Here is a 22,230-nt window from a genome sequence, read left to right on the forward strand (position 1 = left end):
ACCCCCTTTTATCTAAGCCTTACTTAGAGACTTTAAAATCTCAAATTTAAACTATAAAAAACAATAGGATAATTTATTATTCCTTAAATATCCGGAGCACCATTAAAGATTTAATAATAAATTACTATTTGGAAAATAGATATTTCCTAATTAGAAATTTATTCAAAAAATAGAACAAAATTTAATCAAATAGCAATAATGGAAAACAAAATCACCCAATAAATGGGTGAATCCTTCTCCTTATTTTGTTTCATAATTAGACCTAAACGTAGAAAATAAAATCATCATGTTACAATATCAATCTAATTTCACATCTAACCCGAGGTAATTATGAAGCTCTATGTAATATCAACTAAATATCAACCATTGGTAACTGTAAATATGCAACCCGACTCTGGAAAAAAGCCTGTCAGTCAAAAAAATATTTCATCAGATGATTTACAAACAACTTTTAATGCATCAAAAAATAATCCATTAATTGCATGTGATAACAAAGATGACGCATTAGCAGTAATGTCTCTGTTGATTAAAGGACATAACACCACACCTGACTTTATTGAAAGAGGAATTAGGATATTTGCTGTACCCGTTGTATATACAGTAGAGGTTGAATCCGGAGCATTGTCTGATCAAACGATCCTAACCGCTGATGACCTAATAGATTACGCAGATACTACCACTATCCCATTATACTCTTCATGTGATTTATTTAAAAATGCTGAAAAGAGCCTTATTAATCAAGGAATCCAAAAATACTCTAAAGATATAACTATTCGTAAACTATCTGGCCTGGAATTTGATGCCGTCAAGGATGCAAGCTATCTTGACTCAAGCGCAACAGATATTGTTGAAGTTGATTTAAAACCAAGCTTGAATCGTTTATTTTCATTTTTCCGAAGCTTTGTTCCCGTAGCTGAAGCACAGCAAAGTGTCACTCCTAGATTAAGTGGGAATTAATATTGATTTAGCCAATAAAGGGGCTTATAGAGCCCCCTTCTGAACTCATGCTCCCCCCCACTTATTCATTCGACGCCGTTGGGGCAGCACAACTAGAGTAAAGAATCAGGGCTTATATTTGCGTTATTTCTCGTCAGAGTCATTATTTTAATTTTAGAGGTTTCCATGGGCATAAAAACATATATTTACCGCACAGAATATGCTAATTACCAAACTCGATTAGTAACATCTAATGGCGGACATCCAATTCCTTATAATAGCGAAGTAGTCGTTGAGTTTCCTAAAGAGATGAATGATGCGACCATTGAATTTTATTTGGAACAATTAAATAAAGGAACGCCCGATTTCCTTAATCTGGGATTAAGAAGATATGTTTTCGTTTGCGGTGAGTGGATTGCAGTTGAATCGTATCAGTCATATCAGCAGTCTCCAACTCAAGGTGACGCATTTAGTTTAAAAGTTCAGCAATGGTTAGATGGAAAAATATCCCAAAGGGGAGAAGACGTCGTGCCAATTATTAGCAGTACAATTAGTACTACCTCTTTGCCTTCTTATTTAGATAAAGACGAGCACGATAATACCACTGGCACATTTAAGCTGAGAAATACTCAAGCAGAAGAAAGCAATTCATTTCCTTTGGTATATTCAACAATATCCACTTCTTCTAGTAGCTCCATGCGTACTGCAATAGATGAACGTTTAAATTCGTTAATTAGGAGTTCTCAAGCTGCAATTTCTAGTACATTATTGCCCCTCCCTGTTTCTGATGGTCCTCATCCTGAGCGAATAGAAGAGATTTTAGCCTCCTTAATTAGGAGTTATCAGGGTCAAATCACCGCATTTACTATGGAAGATGATTCAAATCACACCATGATGTCCGAGGCGCGTGAAAATCAGTCGGGTATAGCGGCGTATAATGAACCCTCTCGCGCTGTTGACATCCCGGATGTTGAGAGTGAAGTGCAGACTATTCAAGAGGAAACATCCACCGAAATGACCCGGTTTGGGGCCAAAGCAAAACACTTAAAAGAGTTAGTCATTACAGAAGAGCCATCTCATCCAATGATAATCAATCAGCTAAGAAATGTCAGGCAGAAATGGTTTCAAGAGGAAGTAAAGCGAATTGTTGAGAGTCATCGAGCAAAAATACAGATATCCGCGGGAGAATATGCGATAGATTTTGATACGATGCAAGAAGAGGTTGAAGAAAGAACACCGGGATTATATAAAGCCGTGCATAAGGCGAAGAAGAAAAGAGCCTTCCCGATTTCGGTGGGTGATTTAGACCGAGAGGATACTCGAAGCACTGAACAATATTCCAAGGATTGTAAGAGCTTAGCGAGTCAAATTTGCCAAAGAGCTTTAAAGGAACTGCAACAAGGAGCTAGCGCTGACAAGATAGTAGTATTATTTTCTCGTGGAGAAAAAGGACAGCCTAGCGAGAAAGTAGTTAAGTCAAGAGCTAATCACACTGTAGCTGTGGGAAGCTCCATAGAAGGCCACTATGATTTAGAACTCAGGCAGTGGCATCAAAAGCGCAATTATTTTTTCCGACCTACTCCTGATTATAACCAACAGCAGCCATTGGGAAGAAAAGCCATCCTTGATGAGGTGACTCAATTAACTTCAGTTCACGAAGCAGAGGAAAGATCCGCTAAGCGCAGAAAGCTTCTCTTTAAAAATCAGCGACCAAGGTTCAGCTTTGATGTTGATCTTTACCTCGATGGGAAACAGGAGCAGTTCTCCCCTCAGCAAATCGCAGAAATATGGGGACACAAAAAATTCTTAGGAAAACCAGATTCTTTTCACCTCAAAAGATTGAAATCCCTCATTGAGGAAGCTCATGAAGAAAAAGAACATGTTTTTCAACCCTAGCTTTTTGAGGCTGGGGTTTTGCTCAGCCGAGACTCAGAAAAAGTATTGCTCATACTCATAACAAAAAGATGGATTATCTTTTATTAGACCTAGTGGAATAAAAGGGCCCCTCCTCTAACAGAGGTAGGTTTTATTGGCATGGAACGCTCATCCCTAATAACATCTTGTATTTAAATGAACATTATGATGAGTGTAGAATGTTTGATAACATACATATGAACGATTTATTTCGAACTTTATCAAATGTTTTTAATAAATTAAATTTTTTACCAATACTTCAATTTATCAAGGATTGTGAGAATTTATGACTAAACGCCGTGTCCCTGAATGTCGTGATTTGCCTCGCTCTCAAATTTTAGCAGAACGAACTTTTGCTTCGATCGAGCGCTTTCTACATATCGAAGCTGTTAGTGGTATTGTCCTTCTCCTGGCAGCAGCTATAGCATTGATATGGGCTAACTCTCCTTGGGCAATGAGCTATAAAAATGTGTGGCACGCACCACTTTCTATTGGGTTAGGAACATTTGGATTTTCTTGGCCTCTACACTTTTGGATTAACGATGTTCTGATGACCTTTTTCTTTCTCGTGGTTGGGATGGAGATTCGTCGTGAAATCCATGAAGGGGCATTAAGTAATATTAGACAAGCGATGCTGCCGATGATTGCTGCATTGGGTGGTGTTGTTGTACCCGCATTGATTTTTTTGAGGTTCAATTCTCAACCGATTCTGCAAAATGGATGGGCGGTACCTACAGCAACGGATATTGCATTTGCAGTCGGTGTGCTTGCATTGCTGGGCCGCTCTATCCCTAGATCTATTCGAATATTCTTACTGAGCCTGGCGATCATTGACGACATTGTTGCTGTGCTTATTATTGCGCTGTTCTATTCCGAAGGTCTTAATTATTCAGGCTTCCTGATTGCCGGGTTGGGTATCCTATTGGTGCAGGGTTTTCAACGCATCGGTATAGGTTCAGCATTTGGTTATATTATTCCAGGGGCCATTACCTGGATTGGAATGTTGATAACAGGTGCTCATCCCACATTAGCAGGTGTTGTGCTGGGCCTTATGACACCTGCCGTGTCGGTACGTATGTCTGAGCGTCCTTTAGATATAGTGTCACGTATTACTAATGAACTTACGAATCAAGATATAAAAATAGAAGATGGACATAAAATGACGCGTTCGCTTCGGAATCTTCATATAGCCCAGAGGGAATTGTTGCCGCCGGTTGTTCGAGTACAAAGAGCGTTACATCCATGGGTTGCTTATGGAGTAATGCCGTTATTTGCACTGGCAAATGCGGGTGTGAGCATGAGTAGTGGTGCCTACTCTAGTGATAATGCACTAAAAATTATTATTGGTGTTGCAATAGCCTTGGTGATAGGAAAACCTCTTGGGGTCGTAGGTATAAGCTGGGCTTCCGTGCGGATGGGATGGTGTAAATTACCACCTGGAGTGACGTGGATGGGCATCACGTTGGTAGGTCTTCTCGCAGGTATCGGGTTTACGATGTCTATTTTCATTGCGATGTTGGCTTTTGATGATGAACATTTGCTGAATGCGGCTAAACTGGGGGTATTGGTTGGTTCCTTTACTGCGGCTTTACTAGGATTGGCTTGGGGTAAAATCTATATCAACAAACATAATTTATGATTCTTGGCCTTGCGTTACAGAACTTGAGCTGTGACGCAAAAATTTATAATTAACAATGGGAATTACTAAAAGTACTAAATTAAGTTCCGCTATTAACTGACGTAGCCTAATAGATCTGTACACCTCTGTTAAGAGATAATGAGCTTAACGACCATGAGGATCACTCGGTGCGCAACAAAGCACTAGAAGCTTTAATCGTTCTGGCGCAAGAAAAGTTCCAGGAGATACATACATCCACTCTTACCTGGTTTGAAACCAATCTGGGATACACGCGTAAACCAGCCCCTACTTTTGGGCGCTTATTAAGTATAATTTGCCCACCCACCGATTACATGCCTCTCCCCTAGTAGAAAGATTAGTGGCCATCATTGCTCATTCAGCAGAAGAACGTGATGTTGCTCTGGATATCCTTGGAGAGTGGGGTATGTGCTGGATGCAAGAGATAGAGTCTAGTGAGAATATAGATAAGTACAAGAGCTTAATTGACTCATTAAGCATTACCAATTTACAAAAATTTTATCCCAACTCTAGTGTTAATGCCACGCTTTGTGCATTACATGAACAATGGGACACCAGGCTAAAGGCTTACCTGGAAAAAGGGAAAATACTAACGATACAGCCCCTTTAAAGACTAATTAAGGTCTAAAAATGTCATCAAGTGAACAATTTCTGCTATATTAAAATAGGGTATTCATTGGGAAAATATAATATGCCTTTTAATTCTCGAGCTATAAAAGACAGCCTGGAAGCCTTAAGGGGCTCTCAATTTAAAAGCATTTATGCTGAAGTGACTGCAGAAATGCTAAACGCGAAACAGTGGTCCCCAGAAGAACAGCAAGCAATGCAACTTCTTTCGTCTGGCCATAGTGCAGAGGAAATTCAAAAGCAGATTGATTTAAATGCAGAATCTAACCAAAAAATGGCAGATCTCTATTTTATGATTTTGTTAAATTCATTAATACGCTGTCAAAATAATGGAGCAACCCATGTTCCGTTTTCTCTACCCCAAGCAGAGATTACTTCTTGGACTGATAATTATTCCAGAGAAGATTTCGCCCAAGATCTCCTTAACCATAAAGATGCGTTAAATAGCACCTCCCTTGGTAGAGAGGTATTAGGAGCTGCCTCGGAATATACCACCTTGTATGAAAGTACAAAAACTAAAAACTCAGAGGAGAGTAGCACCTTTGATAATATTGTTAAATCATTAGATTTTTTAGGTGGTATAGCAGATGGATTGACACCTATGTCTCGCCCCCTTGTGAAAAGTAGTGTGGGAGGAGGAATAACAGACTCTTACTCGGCAGGTTTTGCCGTAGGGTTGTTTGCTACAGGGGTCTGTGAAGTGGGGGGATTAATTAGCTCACTAATGAAATAGCCATTTTCATCGAATAGTTTAATTATGGTTAACCGCCCTCACATAATCCTGCTCTTTTAAATTTTATACTTCTGACCACCTAGTTAATTAAATTAACTAGGTTATCTTGATAACAGGATTTTCGCGGCATTTTTAGTGAATGATCTGAAAACGAGCTTTAATATCTTGCTCTGCTAAATTTATCGCTTTAACTCTAAGTGACTCATTAATATGCAAACCTTCTGCCCGAATAATCGTAATATCCTTAATACCAACAAAATCAAAAATAAGCTTTAAATACTCTTCTTGAAAGTCTTTAGATTTCATTAGCGCATCACTTGAATAATGATTGCCACGTGTAGATATCACCGTAACCTTTTTCCCGCTAGCCAGTCCTACAACCCCTTGTTCAGTGTATTTAAATGTACGTCCAGCAACTAAAACCCGATCAATCCATGCTTTCAATTGAGAAGGTAGGGTAAAATTATACATAGGAGCTGCAATAACAAGCTCATCTGCATTAATAAACTCAGTAACCAGCTGCTCTGAAAGCTCCAAATCCTCTCTTAATAACGGGGACAATTCCCCCGGGTCTTTTTGTTTAGCACCTAATAAGCTACTCGATAAATGGTTAATCGATTGGGCATTTAAATCACGATAAACTATTTCTGCCTGTGGGTTTTCTTGCTGCCAATAATCAAGAAACTGTCTCATGAGTTGACGAGAAATGGAATTATTCTCCAAAATACTGCTATCAAGAGCAAGCAAGTTCATTTTTTATCTCCAAATTAATTATTTGCCTCTGTATTAAGCATATAATTAAAACAATGAAAGATAAGATAGCTATTATATGAAACATTGTCCTATAATTAACAACAATTGATGTTTTTTGAAAGACCCTATGCGATCGTTAGCCCTTTTACCTGATTTAAATGATTTGTATTTCTTCTGCTGTGTTGTGGATGAAGGCAGTTTTACTCAAGCAAGCCTTGGCTTAGAAATGACAAAATCCAAATTAAGTCGACGTATTTCGGAATTAGAAAATTATTTAGGGGTGCGCCTACTTAATCGCTCCACGCGTAAACTCAGTTTAACGGATATAGGTCAATTGGTTTATGAATACAGTAAGGCGATGGTAAATCAAGCAGGGTTTGCTCAAGAAGTAGCAATTCAAGCTCAATCTAAACCTAAAGGACGTATTCATGTCACCTGCCCTACTTTAGTTGCTCAATCGCATTTCAATACGATTATTATAGAATTTATGTGCCGTTATCCCGAAGTGCGGGTCAACCTCTATGCCAGTGATCGTAAGGTAGATTTAATTGAAGAAGGCTTTGATATGGCCTTAAGATTTCAGGTCAATGAGTTAGAAGATTCTAATTTAATCGTGCGAAAACTAGGTGAAAGCACTCATTGCTTAGTCGCAAACCCAAATTACTTGCAAGGTCATGCCCCTCTAAAATTCCCCAGTGAATTAACGCAATTTTCTTGGCTAGGTAAAACCAAAATGGATGGGGTCAATCAATTGCAACTGACCCATATGAACGGGCAAAAGGTCAGTATTCCATTAACTCCCCGCCTTGAAAGTAATGAATGGACGATCTTAAAGCATGCCGTTTTAGCCGGTTTAGGTATTACCTTACTGCCCTTAGAATACTGTAATCAGGAAATTCAGGAGGGAAGCTTAATTCGAGTCCTTCCGGAGTGGTCTTTGTCTACTGCAAGCTTCTACCTCATTTATCCCTCTAAACGTGGTTTAGTACCCGCTGTACGGCATTTTATTGATTTTGTAGGCGAGGCGGTGCAGCAGAATTGTGTTTCATTGAAAAATACCTCAACATAGCGCCCATGACTCAAATAATACTGTTTTACCGTGGTTGGCCACGGTAAATTCGCTTATTTCGACATTTTTCCACTCACATACTCTTTATAGCTGGCATTCAATACTTCAGCAAGACGCGCTTCCTCACCATTGGCTTTACCAAATAAGCAAAAAGCATGATGCATTTGTATTATTTTGGCTTTGGGTATACGTAAAGTCACCTCAACATCAGCATTTAGAGGATCCTCACTTGCAGCAAGTAATTCTCGTTTCGTCCTATTGCTCACGTATTTTGAAGGCCGGTCATGTTCAGGTAAAAACTCTTTGCCCTTCGCCATACGCATCATTTTATAATAAGTATTTACATCACGATAAGTTAGCTTAACATCAAGGGCATTTTCTTGATTATAAACGTCTAACTCTTCATTTCTAGGAAGAGTAGGATCATGCATTTTGGCGTAATGCGGTTGTGGAGTACTTTGAAAAATACGCTCAAAAATAGCAGCACCCAACAAAGCAAGCCCCGTTGCAGCAACGCCCAATCCCAGGGCTAGCACACCGCCAAGAAAGGTAGCATAGGACGCTAAGGCCACAATGGGAGCTAAGAACAACAAAGGCCAGTTTCTCGCTAAAAAATAAGCTGCTGGACGAATTACATAGGTATAAGGAACCATAATAGTATAATAAAAAGCACTGCGAGCAACGGAAAAAATCCAAAAATTGCGTGAGCTGCGTTTGGCATTATCTTCATTGGCACTAATATAGCTAAATCGGGTCCCCTTAATGCCTGCATAATTTAATGCATGATCAGTAACTGAGTTTGGACCTTGTTTATTTTTAGGAGGTATCACCTCTACTATTTCCCAATCATCTTTCCAAAAACCAAAATATGAAACCGGATCATTTCCCTGTTTCTGCACTACAACGCGAGGCTTAGGCAACAATGAATCCCAATGATCTGTCTTACTTGTAGGCTGTAACTCGTGTAATCCAGCAGGATTTAAGGCATCGACACGTGCTAACTGATAATCACCACGATCAATCGCTAACAATAAGCTTAACGAGCCCCCAAGACTTGTTCCACACACATGGACAGGGTTATGCTGCAATGCCAACCACTCATGAATACGTTCTCTGCCTGTTTTATATAAAGAAGTTCCAACTGATTCAAAACCTCGAGCATCGGAATTAATCTGGGTTAAAAACCCTTGTCCCGCAGGATAAGTAGTACCCATAAAGATTAAATGGGGCTCCGCATGCCGATTGATTAACGGTTCGAGACCATAGGCAAAAACCCGATCCGAATCACGCTCTTTCCCAGTGGTTAATTCAATTGGTTTTACTACGTATTCCACCAGACTCCATTTATCAGCAATGCATTGCGGAATGCTTATCGACTCATAAGGAGTTAAATCACTATAAGGCAACAATGCCAAACAATTGCTTAAATAGAATTGTATTTGCTCTGCTTGGTTTTCATTAAATTGCTGGTCTTTTAATTGATTAAAGAGCTCGAAGAAACCTTCTTGGAAGGCCCTGCGCATTTCTTTTAAAAACGCAGGATTACGCTCAATAAAAACGGCATGAAAAACTACTGGGGTTAATAATTCTTTCCAAGAGTCGGTCCACCCCATCATTAATACACGCAATACATTACGTGCGATAATTGACGCTTGAGCGGATGGAGGAATCCCAGTCTGTGATTCAAAATTTGCATGTTCAAAAAACTTCAAATCCAACTCAGCTGTAAATGCATTTTCCTTCAGCATATGGAACCCTCGAATTGTTCAAAAAAGAACATTATTGCACAAAACCCATGCTCGGGTAAAGATTTAAACTGCCGTTTGCTCGTGTATTAAAACGCCATTAGCAATGGAATACCTGCTTGCAGTCAAACTTCTTATCTATAACCAGCATTTCTATGAAACAAGGAGTCCTGTACCAGCACCGCGAAATCCAGGGTTCTGATACAGAGTTTATGGCTCCCGCGTGTTAGGCGGGACGTAGAAATAAAGCGCAGAACTACAGAGCAATGATCTGCGAAAGAACAGGACAAGCGCAGGGCCTAGCAGAGAACGATTACACTTGTTCTTGTTGTAATGCTTTTGCTACTGAAGGGCGAGTTTTTAAATGCTGCATAAATTTTTCTATGTGTGGTACCGCTGATAGATCCATTTTAAAATAATAAGCCCATCTTAAAATAACAAATAAATAAGCGTCAGGAAGGGTGAACTGTTCACCCATTAAATAGGTGCTTTTGCCTAAATGCTCATTCACAAATTTTAACTTAGCCTGAATCATTGGCATGTAAATGTCTTTTTTCATTTCTTCAGTCAACGCTGGATTAAAAAACATACCAATGGATTTGTGCAATTCAGTAGCCACGTAATTTAGCCACTCTAAAGTATGATATCGCTTCAAATCCCCTATAGGTGCTAAAACTTTTTGCTCTTTGGCTGTATCTGCCAAGTATTGTAAAATAACTTGGTTTTCAGTGAGCACTTGACCATTATCAAGCATAATTGCCGGTACTGCTCCTTTGGGGTTAATCGCCCAAAAATCTTCATCATTTTTTGTTTTTTTAGCTTTTAAATCAACTTCCACATCCTGATAACTAAAATCTAATTCATTTAAAATAATTCGCACTGCCAAAGAACAAGCCGATTTGCAATAATAGAACTTCATTTTCACTCCTTTGATTTAAGTTAACATCTCATTGACAACGAAGAACCTATCAGTTTTTCTAACCTAGACTCTAAGTTATTGACTAACAACATAGTAGCGGGTGTCCTCTTAAAAAAGGAATCCAAAACCCAAAATTTTTCTCTTAAGGAATCTAACACGACACGATTTTTACTCTTCCACTCCTGAATATTTTGGAGCAACTGATCAAGGCTCAGATCTTTTTGCGGTCCAGCAATATCATTATATAACTCTTTAAGTCGGCTAAATTTATCCATTGTTATTTGTTCGTGAGGCGCAATGAGCGGCAGACGTTCCATCCCTGCATAAAGATCCCTAAGAATTTGCTCTTTTTCATCCCCCAATCCAATGTAAGCGGAGGGAGGGACAGGAAGTACATAAAAGGGAATGGTAATGCTTGGGTGCCCATACATTAACTCTGTTTGATAGGGTAGATTTTGAAAGAAATTTGTGGAGACTGAAGCAGAAATTGGCTGCATTTGCACCGCTTCTACTAATTCAATTGCGCTATGACGACAGGTATTTCCAAGGTTTAAATTAGTCACGCTATCCTTTATTTTATCTACCCTCGCATCCGAGCCCTGCGTAGGTGTAACCACATCCAGCTTAAGTTTAATTTGCTCATCTGACTTATGGTATGGCTGATAACAGCTAAAAAAATTATCTTCCGTACTTAACTTGCCTAGCATCTCTAAATATTCTAAATATTGTTCGTAACGAATATCATAAGCTTGATAATTAATTCCCTTGGATGCACAGCTCCGTCTAACCACTCGTTCATCCATCAATCGAGCAGGAACACCGACGGTGCAAAGCTGCAACAATCGAGTCGACTCTTCGAGGCAAGAGTCATCTAGTTGATTATGGTAAAATGCCTTTCCTACTCGACTTAATAATTTTTTTACCGTGAACTGATTATAAACGCCAAAAAGAATAAATGAATGCACCTCAGTTTTAGCAATGGCAATAAAAAATTGGTCTTCATTTATATCAATGGTAATGAGGTCATTAGGCATAATTTCTCACTGGCAAAAAAGACGACGGGAATCTTAGCATAGTTTAGATTAAGAATTTAACCATCTGAGCATACCCACTTATAGCCCGTATTACTCTGCGCTAATACGGGCTACCCATTAAAGCATACATTTTAATTCAGGATGCGACTTGATGATCAGCTTATATAACTTAAGGTTTGCATTCAGAATCTCATCACCTAATTTTGAATCTGGATTACCTTCTCCCCCTTTACTGTTTAATGCAACTACAGTGGTTACATTATTACAAGGTTGCCAGAAATACATCGCTCTAAACCCTAAAGTACTGCCTTTATAAACCCAGAATTTTTGTTGAAGTTCTTTATCGTAATAGGAGCCAATGCCTAAGCCAAACCCTCGAGGCTCCTCGGCAGATACCGTTGGTATTGGAAGCCCTGTGCTCGTTGACACTACAGATTCCAGTTCTGTAAGTGCCTGTGCTCTATGAGACGCATCAATTAACTTGCCTTGATACAATAATTGCACCCATTGCACCACATCTTGGGTATTGGCCACAATCGCCCCCGCAGCTCCTGCCCACGAAAGATCATTGTCAAACGTATCGAGAAGCTTGTGCGTAGCTTCATCAAAATAATAACCATGTACCTTCTGTGAAGAAATAGCCTTTTGGGTTGCCTTCCCCTCCGGGCCCGCAGGATAATAGGTATGATTTAAGCCATTTTTGGCATTGACAATGCGCAGCTTTAATTGGTTTGCAAAAGAATCCCCAGTCACTTTTTCAATGACCATTCCTGCAAGGATATAATTAGTATTACAGTATTCAAAAAGATTTTTTCTATGCGTAGGTAATGGTTTTTCTGGATGAGCATAACTTAATAACTCATCATCAGTCCAAATCCTGGCTAGATTAGCTTCCATTTTTTTGTTGAACTCATCGTCTGCTGAATAATTAGGAATCCCACTGGTCATATTTAATAATTGTCGTAATGACACATCACGCCAGTTAGGATATTGGGGTAACCATTTACCTAAATGATCATCTAATGACAATGTACCTTCCGATTGCAATTGCAACAGCATTAATGCGGTGAAAGACTTAGTAATACTACCAATATCAAATAAGCTGTCTGCATTAACCGTTTTGGCAAGGGGCGGCAAAGCAAAAGTCCCGATAAATGCTGTTTTAACCTCGTATTGATTCATTCCTTGATGTTGAGGGACTAATATCGAAGCCTGAACCGCAGTAAATTGTTCCTTTTTACTGTATTTTTTATAGTAATCATCAACCGCCTTTTGTAAAAAATCCGTGGCTTTAGGCGCTGAACTGGATTCAGCATAGGTAAAAGGTGAAAGAACAACTGCGGTTAAGCTGATTCCCAATGCACATGATTTAATGTTCAACATTCATCGTTCCTTGAGTTAGTGTATGTTTCATTGAGTGCGTAACAGATAAAAAAATGTCGCCATTGCAAGCGCAATGACGACGATTAGATCCATGCGAGGCTAGTAAATTAATTGCTCGACGCGGCACGAATCTTTAATTGTTCTAAAGCACCTTGTAAGCGACTTAACACCCGAGATTTGCCTAATAAAACCAGTGTCATATCAATAGAAGGTGACATACTTGAACCAGTAACTGCAACCCGTAAAGGCTGGGCTATTTTACCCATGTTAATATCAAATTGTGCACAAATATCATTAATGCATTCTTGCAAGGGGTCTTTTTGCCAGTCAGTAACCGCCTCAAACCGTTTATAGAGTGCCATTAGTGGCTCTAAAACTACTGGGCGTAAATGCTTTTTCACTGCATCTTCATTATATTCAATTGAATCTGTAAAGAAATACATACTGATTTCAGCCATTTCCGCTAAGCTTTTACAGCGTTCAGCTTGAATCGCGACCAATTCTTTTAAATCAGGACCTTTAGATAAATCCACGCCGGCTTGTTCAAAATGCCAGCTCAACGCTTTAGCAACCTCTTGAGGGTCGTCATTTTTTTGATAATGTTGGTTTAGCCAATATAACTTATCGTAGTTGAAACTAGAAACGCCCCTACTCACATTTTTAAGATCAAAACAGGCAATCATTTCATCCAGGCTAAAAATTTCCTGATCACCATGCGACCAGCCAAGACGAACTAAATAATTTAATAAAGCATGGGATAAAACGCCCAGTTCTTTAAATTGCAACACACTTACGGCGCCATGGCGTTTAGATAAACGTTTACCATCATCACCTAAGATCATAGGTAAATGAGCGAATACCGGTACAGGAGCTTTTAATGCATGAAATAAATTAATTTGTCTTGGTGTATTATTTACATGATCATCACCACGAATCACGTGGGTAATGTTCATATCTAAATCATCAATAACTACAGCAAAGTTGTAGGTAGGATGTCCATCAGAACGTACTAGAATTAAATCATCCAACTCTTTATTGTCTACATGAATTTCACCATACACCTCATCGGTGAATGAAACCGTACCCTCTTGCGGGTTTTTAAAGCGAATTACGAAAGGCTTATCTGTTTGCGGTAAATCTTTATCACGGCAATGACCATCATATCGAGGCTTTTCCTTGGCAGCCAATTGGGCTTCGCGCAATGTTTCCAAACGCTCCTTACTGCATTCGCAACGATAAGCTTTACCTTCATCCAGAAATTGCTGTGCTATTTGATTATAACGTTCATAACGATCGGTTTGATAAAAAGGGCCTTCGTCCCAATCCAATCCTAACCAATTCATGCCATCTAAAATAGCTTGCACGGACTCTTGAGTAGAGCGCTCTCTATCGGTGTCTTCAATTCTTAAAATAAATTCGCCTTTATGACGCTTTGCATAAAGCCATGAAAATAAAGCAGTGCGCACACCACCTACATGTAAAAATCCGGTTGGACTTGGTGCAAATCGAGTTCTAACAGTCATAATCTCTTCTGTTGTTATTAGGTAAATAATCGAAAATGGCTCAAACACGTCGTTCGGGATGACGTAATATTGGGAGCTACTAATAATCAAGCCATACCAAATACTTTAAAAATAGCATTTTGAGTATATAATAACTGACTTTGTAGTCTGGGTGAAGCGCCTTACATAGAGACTTAAATGCTGCAAATAAGTTGTGATACACCGAACCCAAAAGTCCGATTATTTACCCCCAGGAGTCATCCTTGAAAAGTATTGGTATTAAATATCAACTAAGAATTACCACCCTTATCCCCGCCTTTCTTGTCGCCTTGCTCTTCGCAGTTTTTTATAATGGCCTCTTTGGTAATGACCTAAAACAACATATGTCACGACTTGGGGAAGCGTATATTCGTCAACTAGTACCCGCAGCTCAGTATGCCATGCTTCGCCGAGATGACCGTACACTACAAGGTTTAATTAATGCCTCAACCATTAACCCAGAGGTTAAAGCACTGGCCTTTTATAATAGCGAGGGACAATTGCTGGCTTATCGTGGTGGCAAGCATTCTTTGCATCAACCCTTTACTCCTCCGGACTTTACTGGGGATTATATTGAAAGCAAACAAATAAACCCCTTCACGATTAATTTCATCGCCCCAGTCACTATTCCTAAATTTAATCTGTACTCCAATACGACTTTTAGTAGCAAACTCGCAAATGTCTCCGCATTCCAAGCCGATGATATTCTGGGCTGGCTTTCTATTGATATCGATACACGCTCCATGTTAATCAAACGTTATCAAATGTTGATTGTTACTATTTTTATTACTTTATTTGGCTTACTAATGGGATTAACCAGCCATTATTTTCTTTCTAAACGCATTTACTTACCCATCTCGCGTTTGCGTCGTAGCATGAAACAAATTCTGCGTAACGAATTTGAAACCGAGATCAAAACCACCAGCAAAGGTGAGTTAGGCATTATTGAAAAAGGCTGTGCCAATTTACAAAAAAAATACCTCGAGACTATTAAAGATCTTAATCAACATATTGAGGTTGCTACTGAAGACTTACAACAAAGCCTGGAGTTGTTAGAAGAAAAGAACATTGAACTGTCTTTAGAAAAGAAAAAAACTGAAGAAAAAAGCCGGCAAAAATCTGAATTTATTGCCAATATGAGCCATGAGATTCGTACGCCAATGAATGGGGTGATTGGTTTTACTAATGTGTTACTTGAAAGTAAACTGGATCCGCTCCAAATGGATTATGTCAAAACTATTAAAGCGTCTGCCCAAGATTTATTAGGCATTATTAATGACATTCTCGACTTCTCAAAAATTGATGCTGGAAAATTGCGTCTGGATTGCATTCCCTTAAATATCCGCCATTGTATTGATGAGGTACTTACCTTAGCCGCCCCTGCTGCACATAAAAAAGGGATTGATTTAATTCCCATTACCGACATTAACGTACCTAAAACAGTCTTAGGTGACCCATTCCGTATTAAACAATTTATCAGCAATCTAGTAACCAACGCGGTGAAGTTTACGGATCATGGCTATGTGCTTATACGAACACACATCGAACAGGAAACAGAAAAAGATTACACCCTGTGCATTACAATCAGTGATACTGGATTAGGGATTTCACCTGAAGATCAAAGTAAACTATTCACCGCATTTAATCAGGCAGATACGAGCATTACCCGTCGTTATGGGGGCTCTGGCTTAGGCCTGGTAATTTGTAAAAAACTGTGTGAAGAAATGGGTGGTCGCTTAAGCATGACCAGTGAACTAAATAAAGGCTCTGCCTTTACCGCCCATATCAAAGTAGAAAAATTAGCCGCTTATGAAATAGAAAAGAATCAAACTCACCGCTTTGCTCATTTTAAAGTGTTGTGCTTCGATGATAATCCACTCCATTTGGAAGCATTATGCAATGGCTTAGGTTATTGGGGAATAGAATGTATTTCCGTGAGTTCATTTAGCCAGTTGCCGCAAGCTTTAGATGATAACATGGACTGTAAAATGGCCTTCTTGAACGTAAATCAAGGCTGTGAACGGCAAATGGAAAAGATTATTGCCGCCCATAATCATTTCCCGTATGTACTTATTTCTAAATGGCACATTCATGATTATGCGGCCTTAGGTGCACATGGCTTTTTATTTAAACCCATTAGCATCCAAAAACTACAAGATGTAATTGAGTTACTCATTAATGAAAGCCCGCAAAAAAAACAAGGGAATCATGAGTTAGATGGCTTGCGTGAACAATTACGTTTTCTGCATCCAGACTTGTTAATCGCAGAAGATAACCCCGTAAATAAAATGCTACTGGATTCCTTATTAGGAACTCATGCCAACATCGATGCAGTAGATGATGGAGAGATGGCCGTTTCTTCCTGCAATGAAAAAAAATACGATATTATCCTGCTTGATTTGCAAATGCCTAAGCTAAATGGTTTAGACGCTGCACGTATCATTCGTCAACGTTCCCAACTCAACCGACACACTCCGGTAGTTCTAATTAGTGCGAATAGCAGTGATGTCAATAATGCCGAGTTAAAGAAATCGGGTATCAACCTTTGCTTGCAAAAGCCCATTGATGAAAAACAATTATTGATGCATATTCTACGTATCGTTGATCGAGCCAAACATGCTGCTATTGATTGGCAACTCTGCGTACAAAAAGTTTCTGGAAACCAAGAGCTTGCTGAAGAGTTTTTAAGCCAATTTGTTGAAGAGTTACATAAAAATCGTGAAGAGTTTCTTGAGCTCATGCATAAAAAAGACATCAAACAGCTTGGTGCTGCGGCGCATAAACTTCACGGCGCATGTTGCTTTTCGGGAGTACCAACTTTACAAGCGAAGGTAATCCTGGTAGAAAAAATGGCCGCTCGCCCAGCTTCTATTGAAGAGCTTGCTATTCCTTTTGCCGAATTAATTCAAAGTATTGATGCGGTAATTAGTGAGTATGAAAATCTCCCTGAAAAAAATACTTAGTTTTGTTGACATTTTTAATAGCCAAGCCACAATGGGCTGATTTTTTTAATTAGCACACCCGACGTTGAATTACCTCGGGTAATTCAGTCTTTTAAAAAGTCACATGATACTTAAGCTGGGCTTTCAGCCCAGCAAATATTAACCTTAGGATTACGCACTTTTAAACACAGGCTAGCATCAGACGACCAGACTCATAAAGCAGGAGAAAAAATGACAATAAAAAATGCTATCTATGCACAATCAGGCGGTGTAACTGCAGTAATTAATGCCTCAGCTTGTGCTGTAATTCAAACCGCTAAGTTATACCCTGAGCAGATCGGCAAAGTATATGCTGCTAAAAATGGCATTATTGGCGCACTCAATGAAGAGTTAATCGATACGTCATTAGAAACCGATGCCGATATTGCCAAACTAATGCAAACACCTTCGGGTGCTTTTGGTTCCTGCCGTTATAAATTGAAGAATGATGGGGATGAATACGCACGTCTAATCGAAGTTTTTAAGGCCCATAACATCGGTTATTTTTTCTATAATGGTGGTGGAGACTCCCAAGATACCGCACATAAAGTATCGCAATTAGGCGAGAAAATGGGTTATCCAATTACCTGTATTGGAATTCCCAAAACAGTAGATAATGACTTACCCTTTACGGATGCCTGTCCGGGTTTTGGTTCTGTTGCTAAATACGTGGCGATTTCAACAAAAGAAGCAGGATTTGATGTAGCCTCTATGGCCGCCTCTTCTACGAAAGTATTTATTCTTGAAGTAATGGGACGTCATGCGGGTTGGATCGCAGCAGCAGGTGGCTTGGCCAGCGCAAATGCCAGCGAACCACCCCATATTATTCTATTACCTGAAGTCACTTTTGAGCCCACTAAGTTTCTTAAAAAAGTGGATGACTGTGTTAAAGAGCATGGTTATTGCGTGGTGGTTGTTTCTGAAGGAATTCGTAATAGTGAAGGTAAATTTTTGAGTGATGCCGGCTTACGTGATGCCTTTGGTCATGCACAACTCGGTGGTGTTGCTCCAGTTATTGCTCAATTGGTTAAAACGGAACTAGGCCATAAATACCATTGGGCGGTAGCAGACTACCTCCAACGTGCAGCACGCCATATTGCTTCCAAAGTTGACGTAGAACAAGCTTATGCTTTAGGCAAGGCTGCAGTTGAATATGCGGTTAAAGGTCAGAATGCGATCATGCCGATTATCGTGCGTGAACAAGATGAACCGTATAAATGGTCTATCAATCATGTACCTTTAGCAGACGTAGCCAATCAGGAAAAAGCCATGCCTGCAGAATATATTTCTGAAGATGGCATGGGCATTACCGAGGCATGCCGACGTTATTTAGCCCCATTGATTCAAGGTGAGGCCTATCCTGAGTACGTTAATGGCTTACCTGATTATGTTCGTTTAAAAAATCAGTTAGTGGCTAAGAAACTTTAAAAAAGCTTACTTGCGCAGCAGGAATTATCCCCTGCTGCCTCATCTCACATACGATTACATTAGGAGCAACACATGAAACAGAAAGGCTTAACATTAATTGAATTAATGATCGTTATAGCAATTATTGGTGTTCTTGCTTCCCTTGCTATACCTGCCTATCAAGATTATCTAATTAAAGCCCGAGTCACCGAAGGTTTGAGCCTAGCGACTACAGCACAAACTACGGTTTCTGAAAATGCCCTGACCGGAAGTACTGATTTAAGTATGGGATGGACCAGCCCCCCTGCTACGGCGATTGTAAAAAGTATCAGTATTGCCAAAAACACTGGAGTAATCACCATTAATTACACCCCACTCGCGCAAAATGTTGCAATTACGATGAGTCCAAAATCGAAAGGTGAACTCCTCAGTGCGGGTACGCCACCTACGACAACCATTACTTGGGTTTGTGCTGTAACTGAAAAAAATAACAACCGCTATGTTCCAGGAAATTGTAGGATTTAGTATGTCACGAAAAATACGTATAGAAAAAATGTTAAATCAGGAGCTTAGCCCTGTTTATTTAAATATTGATGATGAGTCATCGAACCATCATGTTCCTCAAGGTGCGGAAACTCATTTTAAAATAACGGCCGTCTCTTCTAAATTTATTGATTTAAGTCGTGTAGCCCGACATCGTTTAGTTAATCATTTACTCGCAAATGAATTTGACCTAGGGTTACATGCTTTAAGCATGCATCTCTATACTCCGGATGAATGGGAAAAAAATCAAGCTGTTCCTAAATCACCGTCTTGTCGGGATGGTTATAAGAATAAATAGATAAATGGTGGTATTGCTAAAGCCTAATGAGACATCCATAGTGAGGTTGCGCTTTTTGTTCGTGGAATCCAAAGCTCTCCCTCTATCTGGGCTTGGCCATTAGGCTTGGCCATTAGGCTTAGCCCAATAAAACTTAGCTAAAATAATAAATAAAATTTAACTTAGGCCCGAATAAATAAGTATTCCTTGCAATGACCTCCGTTTTAGATTCCTCATCATGATCTCGTGATAACTCGCCAAAACGTACTGTTCCAAGCCAAATATAACTTAATCCCAGGTCAAGCGTCAGATGCTGTGTCATGGCATATTTGAGGCCGACAGCAACCTGAGGACTAAAATTAGTTTGAGCCTTGTGTGCTTTCATCACTAGCTTGTCTTCGTAATCATAAGCTTGATAATTTAATTGAGAATGTGCACTCAGGTGGGTAATACCCAACCCCGGAGCAAGGTAAATTGAATAATCAGGTTTAACGAGGTAATCCATATTCACAATCGCTGCTACCACATTACCATTCATAGAGGAATGAAAATTATTTATCAGATCATCGCTTTCATAGGGCCCTGCCATAAAGGGATTAAAATTTTTAGAATATCCGGATAATTGCACATAAGAGGCCTCCAAGCTTAACCGCCAATTTGGATTAAGCAAATGCCTCACCCCTAATGCAATATTCCCCGCTCCGTTACTGTTATCCAAAGCGCCAGCACTTAGTTCTGGTGCCATAGAATCCGCAATTGGATCGGTCCGTTGAATGGAGTAATTATCACTACGACTCCATAAGTAATCAGCACCCAATTTAGCATAAAAAGAGGCCGCAATACTGGCTTTAGATATAATAAGCATTGCTGCTACCAAGAAATTCTTTTTCATTTAGTTCCTCTACCTCACTAACAAATTGTTGGTGGCCTCATAGACCACTTACAGACCAAATTAGCATATGAACCCATTTACGTCGTTAATACTGCAAGTTACACCAGGCGTGGCCAAAGTTAATACCGTACGACCATAAGTGACAATAAGGCGTGAGCCATTAACTTGTAATACAGGATTGTCATAGGCAGAAAGAGGCTGACATGCGCGAGTCGCCTGGTTAATCTCCCATGCAGTTGCCAGTGGCGAAGGAATTGAGCGCGCTGTAGGTACATAGAAATTACGAGGACAGCGATTAAAGGGATCAAAAGAATTTTTCAACCGTAAATCAGTCGATGAGGGCGCTGCAACAACTGTGTGTCCTGAAGTGACCAGTTTCACCGCCTTGTAGGCATTTATAATCCCAACACCACAAGACTTTTCACCAAGGCAAGAACGTTGAGGATCTGGGGTCGGAGCAAAAGGGTCGACACTTTCCAATAGAATGCTTTTTACTTCCTGTGCGCTCAAGTAAGGATTTAAAGCATACATTAATCCCGCAATTCCCGCGACATGAGGTGTTGCCATACTGGTTCCCTCATAAAAGGAAAAACCACTGTTTTGGCATCCTCTTCCCGCAGAAACTGTAGATAAAATACCATTGGCATCGCAAGGATGTCCATCAACCTGCTCTCCTCCAGGGGCAGCAATAGTAACCCGTGGCCCATAATTTGAATAATTAGCACGATAACCATTAATTTGGGTTGCTGCCACCACCATGACATTATTGCATGAGCGTGGTGGATTGTTTGATGCCGATACATTGTCATTTCCAGCACTGACCGTAATAATCCCATCTTTTTGGATAAACGCATCCAGAGCCTCTTGCAAAGAGGGTTGGCAGCCAATGTGTGCTGGGTAATTAAAACTCATGGTTGCAACCTTGGCGGGGTAATTGTTATGAGGCACCCCAGGAATGTCCCTGCCCATAGCCCAATAGAGTCCTTGCTCTAAATCTGAGAGTGAATTGGACACAATAGGTAGGATTTTCAGGAAAGGCCCCATTCCCACAATCCCTGAGACAGCGCCGGTTGCAGCAATGGTACCGGCAGTATGCGTACCATGCTCGTCACCCAGCTGGCTGACATCAGTACTGTTATTAGAAAAATTCCAACCTGGCAAAATATTAGGGGCTAAGTCAGGATTGTAATTAATTGCTTCAAAATTAGAAATGGCAACGGGAGGAGCCGCATAACCCAAGGTTAACGACCAAGCTCCATTTAACAAACCAGGTGCCGACTCTAACATAACTCCTGGATACTTAAACTCATCCCATTGAGAAGCATGAGAAATGGATGCCAGCAGCGTTGTGGACGATGCGCCCGTGCTCGCATCATGGACTGGAGGTTTAATTAAGCAATAACGCATATCTCGATCCGCGTATAGGACATCAGCTTGTTTTAATACTTTACGTAAAGCCGTATTAAAATATTGGTCTACTAAAACGTTTTTGGCAGAAGATAAGTACTTTAATTTTTCAGAATCAATAACCACCAGATAAGCACCACTAACCATAGGTTTCACTGCGTGTACCGGCAATCCACTTTTTTGCGAAAAACCATCCCACCATAAGTTACCTAGCTCTGGTTGGTCCTGGCTACTAATGTGCTTGTATTTCAATATAATTTGATCAAGTACTTCTCCACATGGTTCTTTGGCAGCAAATGCTTGGGATTCCAAAGAAAAAAATGCCAGCGAAGAATTCAGTAAAAATAAACACTTCCTTATATTCATTAATGCGTCCTGTACTATTCTATTCAACGGATTCTTAATTTTGAAT

Annotated in this window: 18 protein-coding genes; 10 read left to right on the top strand and 8 right to left on the bottom strand. The window is 39.8% G+C overall.

All coding sequences use genetic code 11. From position 1 onward, the window contains the following. The first annotated feature begins 330 nt into the window (after window positions 1–330). From ACD661_RS05705 to ACD661_RS05725, 5 genes are all read left to right on the top strand, one after another. Window positions 331–957, top strand: a complete 627-nt coding sequence (locus ACD661_RS05705; RefSeq protein ID WP_400186867.1) for a hypothetical protein — start codon at window positions 331–333, stop codon at window positions 955–957. 165 nt (window positions 958–1,122) lie between these two features. Next, on the top strand, window positions 1,123–2,832 hold the full coding sequence (locus tag ACD661_RS05710) for a hypothetical protein (protein ID WP_400186868.1): 1,710 nt from the start codon (window positions 1,123–1,125) through the stop codon (window positions 2,830–2,832). A 304-nt stretch (window positions 2,833–3,136) separates the two neighbouring features. Further along, window positions 3,137–4,489 (top strand): Na+/H+ antiporter NhaA, encoded by a 1,353-nt coding sequence (gene nhaA, locus ACD661_RS05715; RefSeq protein WP_400186869.1) that lies wholly within the window; start codon window positions 3,137–3,139, stop codon window positions 4,487–4,489. A gap of 358 nt (window positions 4,490–4,847) precedes the next feature. Continuing rightward, window positions 4,848–5,117: a hypothetical protein gene (locus tag ACD661_RS05720; RefSeq protein ID WP_400186870.1), complete on the top strand. Its 270-nt coding sequence runs from the start codon at window positions 4,848–4,850 to the stop codon at window positions 5,115–5,117. 81 nt (window positions 5,118–5,198) lie between these two features. After that, a complete protein-coding gene (locus ACD661_RS05725) occupies window positions 5,199–5,867 on the top strand; it encodes a hypothetical protein (RefSeq protein ID WP_400186871.1) in 669 nt (222 codons plus the stop codon). Window positions 5,868–5,999: 132 nt separating this feature from the next. Here the strand turns inward: ACD661_RS05725 and ACD661_RS05730 are convergent, their stop codons facing one another. After that, window positions 6,000–6,620: an FMN-dependent NADH-azoreductase gene (locus ACD661_RS05730; protein WP_400186872.1), complete on the bottom strand. Its 621-nt coding sequence runs from the start codon at window positions 6,618–6,620 to the stop codon at window positions 6,000–6,002. Window positions 6,621–6,747: 127 nt separating this feature from the next. Here ACD661_RS05730 and ACD661_RS05735 point away from each other — a divergent pair, with 127 nt between their 5' ends. Further along, window positions 6,748–7,689, top strand: coding sequence for a LysR substrate-binding domain-containing protein (locus tag ACD661_RS05735; RefSeq protein WP_400186873.1), 942 nt, complete (start codon window positions 6,748–6,750; stop codon window positions 7,687–7,689). Between the two features lie 53 nt (window positions 7,690–7,742). Here ACD661_RS05735 and ACD661_RS05740 read toward each other — a convergent pair whose 3' ends face one another. From ACD661_RS05740 to gltX, 5 genes are all read right to left on the bottom strand, one after another. Next, window positions 7,743–9,437, bottom strand: a complete 1,695-nt coding sequence (locus tag ACD661_RS05740; RefSeq protein WP_400186874.1) for a hypothetical protein — start codon at window positions 9,435–9,437, stop codon at window positions 7,743–7,745. A gap of 310 nt (window positions 9,438–9,747) precedes the next feature. After that, on the bottom strand, window positions 9,748–10,353 hold the full coding sequence (gstA, locus tag ACD661_RS05745) for a glutathione transferase GstA (RefSeq protein ID WP_400186875.1): 606 nt from the start codon (window positions 10,351–10,353) through the stop codon (window positions 9,748–9,750). Between the two features lie 20 nt (window positions 10,354–10,373). After that, window positions 10,374–11,387 carry a hypothetical protein gene (locus tag ACD661_RS05750; RefSeq protein WP_400186876.1) on the bottom strand — a complete coding sequence of 338 codons (1,014 nt, stop codon included), beginning with the start codon at window positions 11,385–11,387 and terminating at the stop codon, window positions 10,374–10,376. A 117-nt stretch (window positions 11,388–11,504) separates the two neighbouring features. Further along, window positions 11,505–12,770: a serine hydrolase domain-containing protein gene (locus ACD661_RS05755; RefSeq protein WP_400186877.1), complete on the bottom strand. Its 1,266-nt coding sequence runs from the start codon at window positions 12,768–12,770 to the stop codon at window positions 11,505–11,507. Window positions 12,771–12,877: 107 nt separating this feature from the next. Then, entirely contained in the window at window positions 12,878–14,293 is a 1,416-nt protein-coding gene (gene gltX / locus ACD661_RS05760; protein ID WP_400186878.1) for a glutamate--tRNA ligase, read from the bottom strand. 242 nt (window positions 14,294–14,535) lie between these two features. On the opposite strand from gltX, the gene letS reads away from it, so the two are divergent. The 4 genes from letS to ACD661_RS05780 all read left to right on the top strand — a co-directional run bounded on the left by letS (window position 14,536) and on the right by ACD661_RS05780 (window position 19,540). Next, the gene (gene letS / locus ACD661_RS05765; protein WP_400186879.1) at window positions 14,536–17,274 is read left to right on the top strand and encodes a two-component system sensor histidine kinase LetS; all 2,739 of its coding nucleotides are present in this window, start codon (window positions 14,536–14,538) and stop codon (window positions 17,272–17,274) included. A 210-nt stretch (window positions 17,275–17,484) separates the two neighbouring features. Further along, window positions 17,485–18,720 (top strand): 6-phosphofructokinase, encoded by a 1,236-nt coding sequence (locus ACD661_RS05770; protein ID WP_400186880.1) that lies wholly within the window; start codon window positions 17,485–17,487, stop codon window positions 18,718–18,720. Window positions 18,721–18,792: 72 nt separating this feature from the next. Beyond that, the gene (locus tag ACD661_RS05775) at window positions 18,793–19,224 is read left to right on the top strand and encodes a pilin (RefSeq protein ID WP_400186881.1); all 432 of its coding nucleotides are present in this window, start codon (window positions 18,793–18,795) and stop codon (window positions 19,222–19,224) included. 1 nt (window position 19,225) lies between these two features. Next, a complete protein-coding gene (locus tag ACD661_RS05780) occupies window positions 19,226–19,540 on the top strand; it encodes a BolA family protein (protein ID WP_400186882.1) in 315 nt (104 codons plus the stop codon). Window positions 19,541–19,673: 133 nt separating this feature from the next. On the opposite strand, the gene ACD661_RS05785 is transcribed toward ACD661_RS05780, so the two are convergent. Together ACD661_RS05785 and ACD661_RS05790 are read right to left on the bottom strand one after the other, a co-directional pair. Beyond that, complete coding sequence (locus ACD661_RS05785) at window positions 19,674–20,411, bottom strand: outer membrane beta-barrel protein (protein ID WP_400186883.1); 738 nt, start codon at window positions 20,409–20,411, stop codon at window positions 19,674–19,676. Between the two features lie 60 nt (window positions 20,412–20,471). Beyond that, complete coding sequence (locus ACD661_RS05790) at window positions 20,472–22,184, bottom strand: S8 family serine peptidase (protein WP_400186884.1); 1,713 nt, start codon at window positions 22,182–22,184, stop codon at window positions 20,472–20,474. Window positions 22,185–22,230 lie beyond the last annotated feature (46 nt).

Origin of the sequence: Legionella lytica, from assembly GCF_044626755.1 — a bacterium.
Classification (GTDB): Bacteria; Pseudomonadota; Gammaproteobacteria; order Legionellales; family Legionellaceae; genus Legionella; species Legionella lytica_A.